Annotated in this window: 10 protein-coding genes; 3 read left to right on the plus strand and 7 right to left on the minus strand. The window is 41.4% G+C overall.

Annotated features, from left to right (window positions below; all coding sequences use genetic code 11):
- Window positions 1-13 precede the first annotated feature (13 nt).
- The 5 genes from lptC to PIECOFPK_RS01870 are packed head-to-tail and all read right to left on the minus strand — an operon-like array spanning window position 14 to window position 4,684.
- Window positions 14-559 (minus strand): LPS export ABC transporter periplasmic protein LptC, encoded by a 546-nt coding sequence (gene lptC, locus PIECOFPK_RS01850; RefSeq protein ID WP_409966381.1) that lies wholly within the window; start codon window positions 557-559, stop codon window positions 14-16.
- A gap of 45 nt (window positions 560-604) precedes the next feature.
- The gene (locus tag PIECOFPK_RS01855; RefSeq protein ID WP_330974650.1) at window positions 605-2,005 is read right to left on the minus strand and encodes a hypothetical protein; all 1,401 of its coding nucleotides are present in this window, start codon (window positions 2,003-2,005) and stop codon (window positions 605-607) included.
- On the minus strand, window positions 1,998-2,726 hold the full coding sequence (locus tag PIECOFPK_RS01860; RefSeq protein ID WP_330974651.1) for a type III pantothenate kinase: 729 nt from the start codon (window positions 2,724-2,726) through the stop codon (window positions 1,998-2,000). The genes PIECOFPK_RS01855 and PIECOFPK_RS01860 overlap by 8 nt, the downstream gene beginning before the upstream one ends.
- Window positions 2,727-2,779: 53 nt before the next feature.
- Window positions 2,780-3,415, minus strand: a complete 636-nt coding sequence (locus PIECOFPK_RS01865) for an LON peptidase substrate-binding domain-containing protein (protein WP_409966382.1) — start codon at window positions 3,413-3,415, stop codon at window positions 2,780-2,782.
- A gap of 45 nt (window positions 3,416-3,460) precedes the next feature.
- Entirely contained in the window at window positions 3,461-4,684 is a 1,224-nt protein-coding gene (locus PIECOFPK_RS01870; RefSeq protein ID WP_330974653.1) for a glycosyltransferase, read from the minus strand.
- A gap of 100 nt (window positions 4,685-4,784) precedes the next feature.
- Here PIECOFPK_RS01870 and PIECOFPK_RS01875 point away from each other — a divergent pair, with 100 nt between their 5' ends.
- Complete coding sequence (locus tag PIECOFPK_RS01875; protein ID WP_409966383.1) at window positions 4,785-5,969, plus strand: glycosyltransferase; 1,185 nt, start codon at window positions 4,785-4,787, stop codon at window positions 5,967-5,969.
- Here PIECOFPK_RS01875 and PIECOFPK_RS01880 read toward each other — a convergent pair.
- Both PIECOFPK_RS01880 and PIECOFPK_RS01885 read right to left on the minus strand, forming a co-directional pair.
- Complete coding sequence (locus PIECOFPK_RS01880) at window positions 5,966-6,775, minus strand: glycosyltransferase family 2 protein (protein ID WP_409966384.1); 810 nt, start codon at window positions 6,773-6,775, stop codon at window positions 5,966-5,968. The genes PIECOFPK_RS01875 and PIECOFPK_RS01880 overlap by 4 nt on opposite strands.
- Window positions 6,776-6,783: 8 nt before the next feature.
- Complete coding sequence (locus PIECOFPK_RS01885) at window positions 6,784-7,587, minus strand: glycosyltransferase family 2 protein (RefSeq protein ID WP_330974656.1); 804 nt, start codon at window positions 7,585-7,587, stop codon at window positions 6,784-6,786.
- Window positions 7,588-8,028: 441 nt separating this feature from the next.
- Between PIECOFPK_RS01885 and katG the strand changes: the two genes are divergently transcribed.
- Window positions 8,029-10,296 (plus strand): catalase/peroxidase HPI, encoded by a 2,268-nt coding sequence (katG, locus tag PIECOFPK_RS01890; protein WP_409966385.1) that lies wholly within the window; start codon window positions 8,029-8,031, stop codon window positions 10,294-10,296.
- A gap of 198 nt (window positions 10,297-10,494) precedes the next feature.
- A complete protein-coding gene (gene polA, locus PIECOFPK_RS01895) occupies window positions 10,495-13,341 on the plus strand; it encodes a DNA polymerase I (protein ID WP_409966386.1) in 2,847 nt (948 codons plus the stop codon).
- The last annotated feature ends 26 nt before the right edge of the window (window positions 13,342-13,367 follow it).

The following is a 13,367-nucleotide window of genomic DNA, read 5'->3' on the forward strand; positions in this document are numbered from 1 at the left end:
CTTGAAAATTTGTTTATGGCAATGTGCCTTCCTCGGTTACGAGACGGCTGTCATGAACAGTTTTGAAAGTAATCTTCTTAAAGTCTTGTGTCGCCTCCAGTCCGTCTTTGGCCGGAATATATTGTGCAGGAGATTTCAGCAATACGGGAAGGTCGGTGTAAAATATTTCTTTGTTCTGATCCCACCATAAATCTTCGCAGAGAAGCGTATCGCCCTTGATGCTCACCACTACCACACTATCACGCAGGTAAACCTTATTCAGTTTTTCATAGTATTTACCGTATTTGCTGTCCAGTCGTGTTTCAACAATTTTGCTATCGTTATAAAAATCTACATGAAGCGATTGAGGAAATTCTACATACGGAGTATCGGCATTCACACGCAGCATTACAGGAGTGACAAGACGGGCTTTTACCTGTCCCCCCTGAGATAAAAAGCTTTCCACTTTCCGAGCTTCATCTTTTTGAACAGATCTTCTATTAAGCGCCTGAATATCGCTCTCGCTGTTTTCGCACGAAAGCATCAACAATGCACCCCAAAAAATGAAAAAGTATCTCAAGGCTATGCTGTTAAAGTTGGTGCTAAGATACAATAAGCGCATTGCTTAATCCTCGAAATACTTAGTTTTTCCGATAAACCACAGATCAGTAAGGGAAAAACCTAGCGACAAGCGGTATAAATTTTCTTTTAAAATATTATCGTTATTACCGCGCTTTATAAATTCAAAACTTAGATTAACCATGCTGGCCTGATAGCGTGCTTGAGGACTGTAATTGGCAATAGGCAATCCTACTCCCACAGAAACTCCTAGTGTAGGCAGGGTCTTTTGTCTCAAATAGATGTAATCCGGCCCCGTAAAGAAACCCACTCGATACAGCGTACGACTCAGGTAGCTTTTCTTGGGTATCGGGTGAAACTCAGCACCTACTTTGGCCTGCCAATTGCTTTTTACAGCGGTATCAATTTGTCCTTCGCTTCTAAACTCCTTCCAATTATTATAGGTAAAATCTGCTCCTACGATCCACCCCGCCTCATTGGCATCGATGCCTGGTAGTTTCTGTATCGTAAATCCTCCGGTAATACTGGAGGGATATAGAATATTGCTCTTGATATTGCTGGAGGAATAAGCTGTATCAATCGGTACATTACCCAGATTAGGGTTATAAGTATATGTTTCGGCTACAAAATTGCGGGAGGTGTTGATTTTTTGTTTCCAATTACCGTAAGCACCTAACCCTACATACAAATCCTCGCCTGCTTTAAAGTGATACTGCAGCCCTGCATCAAAATATAGTCCGCCAATTGAAGTTTTATTCTCGTAATTGGCACTGGAATATCTGATGGAGTCGTTGATAAATGAAAGTCGGGTGCTGTAATCACGGTGGCCAAACATATAACCTCCGTTCACTCCTAAGCTTAAATATTGCGATTTTCCGGTTTTAAATTTCACTGCGGTTCCCAAAGAAGCTAGATATACGCCTCCTTGCCCTTCATATACCGTAGTAAAGGAGTCGATGGGCAAGTTGGTATTGGGATCGCGCATCACCCCTGTATTCTGTATTTTATAATTGATGCTGGTAAGCGGACGTAATCCGAACGCCAATCCCCAGTTCTTTCGCACAGGAACTCCCATCATAACATGGCTAAAAAGAATATTGGGAGAACTGAATTTCGACTGCGCATCTCTGTCTGTAAGAGTGCGGCTTTGAAGGTCGGCTCCAATATTAAACGCTACCCTTCCTGAACTTAACTTTCGGGAATTAGTTTCCTGAAAAGAAGAAAAGAAGGCATAACTCGCCGGGTTGGCATAGTTTACGGTATAAGCATCATTATAAGCAGCAGCTACACCCCCCATACCCCGGTTAGCCACATTGGTGGTAGGTACTTGGTTTCCCAGTCCGTATCTTGAATATGGCGAATTGTCCTGCGCCAGTGCATTATAAAAAAGCAAAGTGCTAAGAACCGCTAATGCCTGGCTTTTAGAACAGCGTAATTTCCTAAGCATTGTTAATCTCACTAATAGCATATAAGCCTTTAAATATTAAATCAGGGTCGGCAAATATCCTGTTTTTAATGTGTGATGCCAAATGTTGCACATCGCCACCGGTTAATACCACGTTAAAGTTGCTAAACCGAGCCTTATACTCGTTTATAAATCCGTCCAGCTCATAAGCCATTCCCAAGATCACACCCGACAGAATATTGGAATCCGTATCATAACCAATGAGGGGAACATCAGCTCTGGGAGGTGTGTAAGGCAGCTTGGCAGTATAATGATTTAAAGCCTTGAGCCTCATCTCCAGCCCCGGAGAGATAGAACCTCCCAAAAACTCTTTGTATTTATTGATAAAGTTTAAGGTAATACAGGTTCCAAGACTAATCAATAATAAGTTTTTTCCCGGAAAAAAATGCACACCGGCAGCCAGCAAAGCCAACCTATCGGCACCAATAGTTTCAGGATGCTTGGCCGGCGTAGTAAAGGGCAGCTTTGAAGTATGGTCGAGCAAGTGAAATCGGGTATTTCTTTTCAGAATATCCTCTATTTCAGGGTTGTGCTGTACTACAGAGGATAAAATAGAATTGTCTGGTTTATAAGTAGTTATGAGGGATTCGATAGTTGCAGACGCATCATCCTGCAAGTTCAGCACCTTTACAATTTCGCTGTTTTCGAAAATGGCGGCCTTCTTGCGGGTGTTTCCAAAATCAAAACAAATAGTAACGGACATGACGTGAAAGTAGGTAGAAAAGTTGAAAATCAGAAGGTAAAGTTTTCAATTACTCATTTTACTTCAAACCCATCTGTATATCTGAAATGGCCATTCATTTGAATTTTTTCTCTGATTTTTTGAGCTTCTTCAATAGCCGGAAGCGCTTCAAAATGCTTTTTTAAATACTCCTGGCGCTGACGTTCGCTGGTAAGCTGCAATAGCTCGTACTCCTGCCACAAAGTAAGTCCCGAATGATGGGCAATATCGAATGAGGTGAGCTCTTCTTCGCTTTTGTAAAACTGTTTTTCCACCTGCAATCTAGCATGAAAGTCCCTCATCCGCTGAATGAGTGTTTTCATCATAGACTTGCTGCCCTCCCAATCATTGGGCAAATAGTTAACGATAGCACCTGAATATAATTTTTCCGGCACCGAGGGGATTACTTCCAGAACACGAAAAACTTTTTCTGCTGTGGTTTTTATATCCATCTCCCCATTGGGGTAGGTCTTTACAATCTCCTGTACATGTATCAGTGAGCCATAATCCTGTATTTTTTTATCAATAACAACCGGTATTCCAAACGGCTTTTTTGCTTGATAGCACTCTGTAATGAGCTGCTGATAACGCGGTTCGAATATATGAAGGTTCAGATGCTCACCTGGGAACACTACCAGTTGCAACGGAAAAATGGGAATAAAATTGGTCATAGTGCAAAAGGAATGGCTTTTTGAGCGCTCATTCCGTTATGCAACTTAAGCAATTCCTAATATTTCATCCAATTCCCGATATACCGATTCTTTATCGAAATACTTTTCAATCATAGCGATCCCTTCCTCGCGCACTCTATTATAAAGTGTCGCATCTTCCAGCAGATTGAGAATATGTTTCACAAATGCGGCTTCATCCGCTGCCATCAGACAGCCGTTGTGTTTTTTCGCAGGCAACCCGTCCAGCCCTCTTAGCGTGCATACAACAGGTAGCCCGAAGGAAAAAGCTTCCACCACTTTCACTTTTACACCAGTGCCTTCCAGCATAGGACATATGGCAATCTTACTTTGCTGATAGTAAGTATCCAATGTTTCGGCAAAAAACACTTTGTGTACATTAGGTAAGTCGGGAATAAACTTTACGATGCCGCCGATAACACAAATCTTTAGATGTTGAGGAAGTAAGGGATATACCTTTTCAAAAAACCACTTCGCCGATTTCTGGTTGCAAGGGTTATCGCTGGCTACATAAATGAGGTCGTAGGGTTTGTCTTCACTTACTGCCACCGGTTTTTTTTCAAACATCACCGGCACAAAGAAGTGTTTTGATTTTGGTGCAAACTGCGAAAATAAATACAGTTCATCAGTGGAGATAGACCAGGTTTCATGAAATTCATTCAAGATATTCATCTCCTCTTCAAATGTAGCCCCCAACCGAAAACCTTCCCTGCTTTTATACTGACCGGTCATTAAATCATGTGTATCCATCACCAGCTTTGCCTTTCCGATATATGGATTATTTCGTATTAGTGAAGCCCAAAACACATAGCTGATGATAATCACATCATAACTATTGGCTTTCAGAATTTCATCAAACTGTTGTCGGGCACGATGCGTTACTTCAGAGGGAATATGTGTATGAAACTTTTTCTGTTGGCGTTTATTAATGATATGCGGAATTTTTCCCTTAATAAGATATCTTAAATAGTTGCTTTTATCGTGCTTACGTTGCAAAAAGAATGTACGAAGCCCCGGGAAAAGAAGCTCCATCTTTTCTTTCTCATCCGTTACATAATTATGCTCTTCCGTCACGAAGTCAACACTGATATGGTTTTTACGGGCTTCAAAATATTGTAAAAACTGAATCGCGCGTGTAACGTTCCCGTGATTTCTATTTACAATAGGATATGGGAAAAAATACAAAATCTTAATACCTTTCATGGAATCATCAAACACAAACACTAGTATATAACGTAATATAATGAGCAAATGCAACACAAATAACTTGTGTTTTTCAACAATCAATAAATTAACATCTTTATCAGCATTTCAGATTGTGAAATGTCTTATTCATGGCTAACTTTGGCGCATGAGCAATAAGAGAGTCCTGTACCAGATGCTTGACAACCCTTTAAGCAAAAATCATGGCAATAAGACATGGAGCCTACAACTTTTGCAATATTTTAAAGGAAGAGACATCGCTGTGGATTTTGTGAGTGATCGAGAATGGGGTATGTGGTCTGATAGCGATATAGCCACTTTTCAACAAACAGGACTTGCAGACAGGTTATTTGTGTTAGACCGTAAACCTTCAAAAAAAAATATATTACGTTATTTTCTTTCTCATAAACTTCCCGAATTCTTCATAAAAAAGAAAGCTGGCTTTTATAAAGCCCCCATATACGACCACATTACACGTTATTATCAAAAACAATTCGATAATATTTTAAAAAAAAACAGTTACGATTTCGTGCTGATCAACTACGTAACTTGTGCATCGTTAATTCATAATAATCCTTATTTAAAAGGTGCTACCACAATTATTGATACGCACGATTTCTTTACTTCCCAACATCAGCATCATAAAAACTTTGACATTGGCGCATCGTTTAAAGAAGAAATGAGAAGATTATCGTGGTTTGATATGATATGGACCGTATCTACCGAAGAACATTATATATTCAGTCAGTTTTGTAAAAATGATGTGCGCCTTGTACAAACTATGTTGGACAAACCTTCTGTACGACGTGATTTCAAGGATAAAAAATACGATATCATTTATGTGGCGAGCGATATCAGACATAATCAGCTATCAGCAGAGTGGTTCTTCAAACAGGTGTATCCATTGTTACCATCTGATATAAAAATTTGTGTAATTGGTAAGATTACACGTTATATTGATGACTACCCTAACGTAGAAAAAATATTGTTTGTAGACGATTTGGCTGATTATTACACTCAGGCGAAAGTAGCCATATGCCCTATGTTATCGGGAACCGGTATTAAGATAAAAGTGGTAGAGGCATTATCCTTTGGTCTGCCTATTGTATGTAATCACAGAGGACTGGATGGTTTGTTAAATAAAGTAAATAATGGTTGCATTGCAACGAATGATGCCACGCAGTTTGCATCCGCTATCCAACAATTGTTGCATGATACGGCTTTTTACGAGCGTCAAAGCCATATGGCATCGGCCACCTTCGATTTATTCTTTGCAAAGGAACAAGCTTATCAACGGCTGGATAATATATTTGGAATTACTCAAACTTCTTAAAGATATTGGCTTATTCCCAACGAGGAAAGAATCGTTCCCTCCTCCACTGCTTTTCGTAGCAGGTAGTCATTTTTTTCCAGATCAGCGTGTGACTTCATAGGGTGATAAATATGAAATACTACTCCGGCGTATTTCATGGTACGTTTCTGTACACCGGCGTTATTCAACCTCACAGCAATATCATTGTCTTCGCGCCCCCAACCTACAAAAGACTCATCATATCCGTTTACAGTAATAAGATCCTTCTTCCAGAAAGCCATATTACAGCCTCGTACATACATAATGTCGTTTTGCCTGTAACCATGCATTAAACGGGAAAGAAATGGAATACGCAAGCCATTAAATACATTGGTAATTCCCTTGCTTAAAACAGAAACCTTAATATCTTTTTTCTTCAAAAGCCTTTCAGACAGTTCGGGCGACATTATTACCCTACTACCCGTAACAAAGCAATTTTCTCTTTTAAAATCGAAATGATCTTTAATAAACCTTTTATGTAGTATCAAATCGCCGTCAATCTGTACAATGTAATCGCCCGAAGCTTTTGCAAAAGCCTTGTTACGGATACGTGCTAGCTGAAAGCCTTTGTCTTCCTGCCATACATGTATCAGCGGTATAGGAAAGTCTTTACGGAACTCATCAATTAATTGCTCTGTAGCTTTTCCAGAACCATCATCAGCAATGATAACTTCCTTAGGTAACATGGATTGTGCCCGAATACTCATCAGACAAAGACGCAAGGCTTCGGGCCAGTTATAAGTAGAGACAATCAGTGATATATTAGCCTGGTTTGCCGCTGTTGCCATTATTGCGATTAAATTTGATTAAGTCCGTTAGCGCAATATATGGTATTTATTCTTCTTATACGCAATACAAATTCTGCATGGAGCGGCTCGTTCTTTCGACAGGCCTCCTTATGATGTAAGTGATATTGCACAGCAGCCAGTTTTACCACCTTTTTGTATATACCTTTATTCGTAAATCTTGTTGCCAGTTCTTCATCCTCATGTCCCCAGCCAATAAGATTATTATTATATCCATTCACCATTTCAAAATCCTTTCTCCAAAATGCAAGATTGCTGCCTCTTACGGATTTGGAAGAAAGGCTTTTTCTCGCAATAACAGGGGCCAACCACTTGCATCGAAGCACATTCATTTTATTTAAAATACCCGACGATAAGCTGTGGAGCCTAGCCTCCGCATTACCGTTAATAAGCTGCTTTGTTTTATCGGGAGTGAGCATACCCCTCGAACCACGTACAAAACAATTTTCTTCGGCTAGAAAAATATGATCAGCAATAAAGTTCTTATGCAGAATTACGTCGCCATCAACCTGAATAATATACGCTCCCGAAGCTTGTTTGATGGCCTTATTAAGAATAACAGTTTTTCTAAACCCTTTATCCTCATGCCATACATGCATTAATGGCACAGGGAATTTTTCTTGAAAAGACTCGATCAACTCTCTGGTTTCAGACCCCGAACCATCATCTGCGATAATTACCTCATCAGGTAACTCAGATTGGTTCATAACACTTTGCAAACAAAGCCTCAAGGCTGCGGGCCAATTGTAGGTGGATATAACTAAAGAAGTACTTTTTATTTTTTTCATCGCCATTACTGGGTACGCTTCTGATTTAATGATTAATCAATCTTATTAAACGACATTACCATTCAGCAAAAATCTTTCCACATTATGGAACGTAACAAACATCAGGAGCGCAACACCGAGGGAAACATTAACTCCATTTTAATATTTTGACACCATACTTCTTTAATTGGAGAGGTCCTTTTGTTAGTCATTTTGTTTATCCATTAAACATTAGGCTAAATAGGATAAGGCAATAGTATAAACGCCCAGCAGATATACATATTTCCTATAGGTTATAATAAGTTGCAATGATATATAAATATTCTTTAAAAAACGTCAATATCCAACCCTTTCTATAAACTTATAGATACATCTTCATAGATAATACTTATAGCAAAATAGAATTAATCGATTTTTCTTATAGAACTATTGTTCTAAGTTTGTTTGCACATACATAAATGTTCAACAATGGAAAAAAATGCAAATGACATCAGCAAATGTCCCTTCCACAACGGAAGCATGGACAAAGGTGTTGCAGGCACTGGAACACAAAATAAAGACTGGTGGCCTGATCAATTAAGATTACACATTCTTCGGCAACATTCTTCGTTATCCGATCCTATGGATAAAGACTTCAACTACGCCGAAGCCTTTCAATCATTAGATTTAAATGCCGTAAAAGAAGACATTAAGCAAGTACTCACCACATCTCAAGACTGGTGGCCTGCCGACTTCGGTCATTACGGACCCTTAATCATCCGTATGGCATGGCACAGTGCCGGAACCTATCGTATCCAAGACGGCCGCGGCGGCGGTGGTCGCGGACAACAACGCTTTGCCCCACTCAATAGTTGGCCCGATAACGTAAACCTTGATAAAGCCAGAAGATTGCTTTGGCCGGTAAAACAAAAATATGGACGCAAGCTTTCCTGGGCAGATCTTATGATTCTTGCCGGTAATGTAGCTTTAGAATCAATGGGACTAAAAACTTTTGGTTTCGGTGGAGGGCGTGAAGATACCTGGGAAGCCGATCAAGACGTATACTGGGGTTCTGAAACTACCTGGCTGGGAGGCGACAAAAGATACGCCCATGGCTCAGCAGGCGTTGAAGGTGAAGGCGTACTAGTGTCGGAGGATGATGCAGACGGAAAGATACATTCCAGAAACCTAGAAAACCCATTGGCAGCCGTGCAAATGGGACTGATTTATGTAAACCCTGAGGGACCCGATGGCAATCCTGACCCTGTGGCTTCTGCCAAAGACATCCGTGACACTTTTACCAGAATGGGTATGACTGATGAAGAAACCGTTGCCTTAATTGCAGGTGGTCATACCTTCGGAAAAACGCATGGTGCCGGCCCTGCCGATCATGTAGGCAAAGAACCCGAAGCTGCCGACCTTGAAGAACAAGGCCTGGGATGGAAAAGCACCTATGGTACCGGTAAAGGAGGCGATACTATTACCTCCGGACTGGAAGTAACCTGGACCAGCAAACCCACCGAATGGTCTAATTTATACTTAAGTTATCTGTTTGGTTTTGAATGGGAGCTAACCAAATCTCCTGCCGGAGCGCATCAATGGGTTGCAAAAAATGTGGGAGAAATCATTCCACATGCACACGACCCTAACAAAAAGGTAAAACCTACCATGCTTACTACCGACCTAGCGCTGCGTTACGATCCCATATACGAAAAAATTGCACGTCGTTATCTTGAACATCCGGATGAATTTGCCGATGCCTTTGCCAAAGCTTGGTTCAAATTGACACACCGCGATATGGGTCCAAAATCGCGCTATCTAGGTCCCGAAGTACCGGAAGAAGATTTAATCTGGCAGGACCCTGTACCCGCAGGCAATTACAACCTGACTGAAGATGAAATTAACAAAGTAAAAGCCCGTATAGAAGCTACAGGCTTAAGCGTTTCTGAAATGGTATTTACAGCCTGGGCGTCGGCTTCTACTTTCCGTGGATCTGATAAGCGCGGTGGTGCCAACGGTGCCCGCATACGTCTGGCGCCACAACGTAACTGGGAGGTAAATAATCCCGCATTGCTGAACAAAGTACTCGAAGCATTGGAAATCGTAAAAACCGATGTCAATAACGCCGGTATCGATATTTCTCTTGCCGACATCATTGTGCTGGCAGGCAATGTAGGGTTGGAAAAAGCGATTCAAGCTGCAGGATTCGACTTCAAGGTGCCTTTCCTGCCAGGCCGCGGCGATGCCTCACAAGAACAAACCGATGAATGGGCCTTCTCCTTCCTAGAGCCAAAAGTAGATGGATTCCGCAATTTCAAAAAAGGATATACCCCATTCTCTACAGAAGCAGCCCTTATCGACAGAGCACAGCTATTGACACTTACCATTCCTGAAATGACTGTATTAATAGGTGGTTTACGCGTACTAGGTACCAATACCGACGGCTCTCAAAACGGTGTCTTCACTGATCGTGTAGGCGTACTATCCAACGATTTCTTCGTAAATCTGTTGGATATGGCTACTGAATGGAAAGTGGTAGAAGGCTCTCACAGAGAATTGTATCAAGGATTTGACCGTAAGACAGGCGAATTACGTTGGACCGGAACACGTGCAGATCTTGTTTTTGGCTCTAACTCTGAACTGAGAGCTGTAGCTGAAGTATATGCCTGCGATGATGCAAAAGAAAAATTTGTGAAAGACTTTATTGCGGCATGGTACAAAGTGATGAATCTGGACAGATTTGATGTTAAGCAATAACAGTCTTCTATTTTTTCATGATTTTTGGAAGCATGGCGGCTCGTATATACGAGCCGCCTTTTTGTGATGAGGTATGCACCACAAATAAAGTGAGTGACACAATTACGCTGATAGAAGCACTACAGCCTGTATCATAAAATCTATACAAAACACCATTTGTATCCGGCCTGAAGCACAAATCTCACTACCTTAGCAGATATGGAAAAAAAGCTGTTTTTATTAGATGCCTATGCACTGGTATTCCGGGCTTATTATGCTTTAATTCGTAGTCCGCGTATTACCAGTAAGAATAAAAATACCAACGCCCAATTTGGTTTCACCAACACATTGGTGGAATTGCTCAATAAACAAAAGCCTTCGCACATGGCTGTTTGCTTTGATACGCATGAACCGACCGAACGTCATACCGATTATGCTGATTATAAAGCAAACCGCCAAGAAACACCTGAAGATATATTGATTGCCGTGCCGGATATCAAACGCATAATTGAAGGCTTTAATATTCCCTGTGTAGAAAAAGACGGATATGAAGCCGATGATGTTATCGGCACCTTAGCCAAGAAGGCCGCAGAACAGGGGTTTGAAGTATTTATGGTAACATCCGATAAAGACTATGGCCAGCTGGTAACGGATAAAATCAAAATTTACAAACCGGGGTATCAAGGTAGTGAAGCAGAGATATTAGGGCCCGAAGAGGTTTGTGCAAAATGGAATATTCAAAACGTTTCGCAGGTGATTGATGTGTTAGGGCTCATGGGTGATGCAGTGGATAATATTCCCGGTATTCCAGGTGTAGGTGAAAAAACAGCTGCCAAATTATTGGCCGAATATGGTACATTGGAAAACGTGCTGGCCAATGCCGAACATATCAAGGGAGCATTAGGACGGAAAGTACAAGAAGGAAAAGATTTGGCGATATTATCCAAAAAGTTAGCCACCATTATTACCGATGTACCCATCGATTTTCATGAAGAAACCTTTCGGGTAAAGGAATGGAATAAAGAGGTACTGAGAGAAATATTTGCAGAGCTGGAATTCAAAACCCTGGGCAAAAGATTGTTGGGTGAAGAAGTTACGGCGCCTACCGAATCTACCATATCCAGTACTACAAGTAAAGGTGTACAGATAGATTTATTTGGAAATATTATTGGGGGAGAAACAAGCGCAGCCCCAGCTACACCTGTAATGGAAGAGGAAGCTGACGCTCCGGCCTTTTCCTCTTTGAAAAAAATTACCGATGTACCCCACGATTACAAAGCCGTCATCGGACAAGAAGCTGTACAATCGCTGGTTCAAGAATTAAGCAAGTACGACGAAATATGCTTTGATACCGAAACAACGGATATCGACGCCAACCTTGCAGAGCTGGTAGGGATGAGCTTTTCGGTTATGCCTGGAACGGCTTATTGGGTACCCTGCCCTCCAGAGCGTAAGGAAACAGAACAGCTTATTGAAGCATTCAAACCTTTATTCGAAGATCCTTCAAAAACCTGGGTAGGGCAGAATTTGAAATACGACCTCCTCATCATGAAATGGTACGGAGTAGAGTTTGCCGGAAAACTCTTTGATACTATGTTGGCGCATTACGTTATAGAGCCCGATGGTAAACGCGGTATGGATCAGCTTAGTGCCAAATATCTGGGTTACGAACCTATACATATTGAAGAACTCATCGGCAAAAAAGGCAAACATCAAAAAAGTATGCGAGAGGTGGAGCTGGAAAAGATTAAAGACTACGCTGCAGAAGATGCCGATATCACCCTGCAGCTGAAAAATGTCTTCACTCCCTTGCTCAAGAAAAAAGAAGTAGAGCGTGTTTTTCATGAAGTGGAAAATCCTTTGGTACCAGTGCTGATGAATATGGAATACGAAGGCGTGCGCATTGATGAAGGATTTTTAAAAGCCTATTCGCTAGAGCTGGAAAAAGCGGCGGCAGAGGCAGAAAGAAAAGTGTTTGAAATAGCCGGCGTGCGTTTTAATCTGGCCTCGCCCAAACAACTGGGAGAAGTTTTGTTTGAAAAACTGAAACTAGATGCTTCGGCAAAAAAAACTAAAACAGGTCAGTACCAAACAGGCGAAGAGGTCCTTCAAAAACTGGCGGCCAAAGGGCACAGCATTGCTGAAGAAATTATTGCCTATCGAGAATTGACCAAACTAAAATCCACCTATGTGGATGCCTTACCACAACTGATCAATCCTAAAACCGGACGCGTACATACTACTTACGGCCAAGCGGTAGCCGTTACGGGAAGGTTGGCGAGCAATAATCCCAATCTGCAAAATATTCCGGTGCGCACAGACAGAGGAAGAGAAATAAGAAAAGCTTTTATTCCACGCGATAAAAATCACATACTACTTTCGGCAGACTACTCCCAGATAGAGTTGCGCATTGTGGCTGGTATTAGTGGCGATGAAAACATGGTAGCTGCTTTTAAAAGCGGCTCCGATATTCACACAGCCACGGCTGCTAAAGTATTTAATGTGTCGCCAGAAGAAGTTACCAAAGAAATGCGCTACAAAGCTAAGAGCGTCAATTTCGGAATTATTTATGGTCAAGGCGCTTTTGGGTTGGCGGATAACTTAGGCATTTCAAGAACCGAGGCTAAAGCCATCATTGATAGTTATAAAAAAGAATTTTCCGGTATTCAGCGCTATATGGACGATACCATCAATTTCGCGCGCGAACACGGATATGTACAAACACTAATGGGAAGAAAGCGCTGGCTAAAAGATATCAACTCCAGCAACTTTACGGTACGAGGCTTTGCCGAGCGCAATGCCATCAACTCTCCTATACAAGGTACCGCAGCAGACATGATTAAACTGGCAATGCAAAAAATACATGCAGCAATGAAAAAGGCAGGTATGAAAAGCAAAATGATTTTGCAAGTGCATGACGAATTAGTGTTTGATGCGCGAAAAGATGAAGTGAATGAACTAAAGCCGCTGGTTATTGAAAATATGCAAACTGCATTAAATCTACCTCATGGAGTACCGGTAATAGCAGAATGTGGCGAAGGAGAAAACTGGCTGGAAGCGCATTAACATAGATTCAACAATCCACCAAACGC

It is taken from the genome of Chitinophagaceae bacterium C216 (assembly GCA_028485475.2).
GTDB lineage: Bacteria > Bacteroidota > Bacteroidia > Chitinophagales > Chitinophagaceae > Niabella > Niabella composti.

Excerpts from the sequence above, each read along its gene's own strand:
- PIECOFPK_RS01855 (WP_330974650.1), bottom strand. The coding sequence starts at position 2,005 with ATGCTTAGGAAATTACGCTGTTCTAAAAGCCAGGCATTAGCGGTTCTT.
- PIECOFPK_RS01860 (WP_330974651.1), bottom strand. The coding sequence starts at position 2,726 with ATGTCCGTTACTATTTGTTTTGATTTTGGAAACACCCGCAAGAAGGCC.
- PIECOFPK_RS01865 (WP_409966382.1), bottom strand. The coding sequence starts at position 3,415 with ATGACCAATTTTATTCCCATTTTTCCGTTGCAACTGGTAGTGTTCCCA.
- PIECOFPK_RS01875 (WP_409966383.1), top strand. The coding sequence starts at position 4,785 with ATGAGCAATAAGAGAGTCCTGTACCAGATGCTTGACAACCCTTTAAGC.
- PIECOFPK_RS01880 (WP_409966384.1), bottom strand. The coding sequence starts at position 6,775 with ATGGCAACAGCGGCAAACCAGGCTAATATATCACTGATTGTCTCTACT.
- PIECOFPK_RS01885 (WP_330974656.1), bottom strand. The coding sequence starts at position 7,587 with ATGGCGATGAAAAAAATAAAAAGTACTTCTTTAGTTATATCCACCTAC.
- katG (WP_409966385.1), top strand. The coding sequence starts at position 8,029 with ATGGAAAAAAATGCAAATGACATCAGCAAATGTCCCTTCCACAACGGA.
- polA (WP_409966386.1), top strand. The coding sequence starts at position 10,495 with ATGGAAAAAAAGCTGTTTTTATTAGATGCCTATGCACTGGTATTCCGG.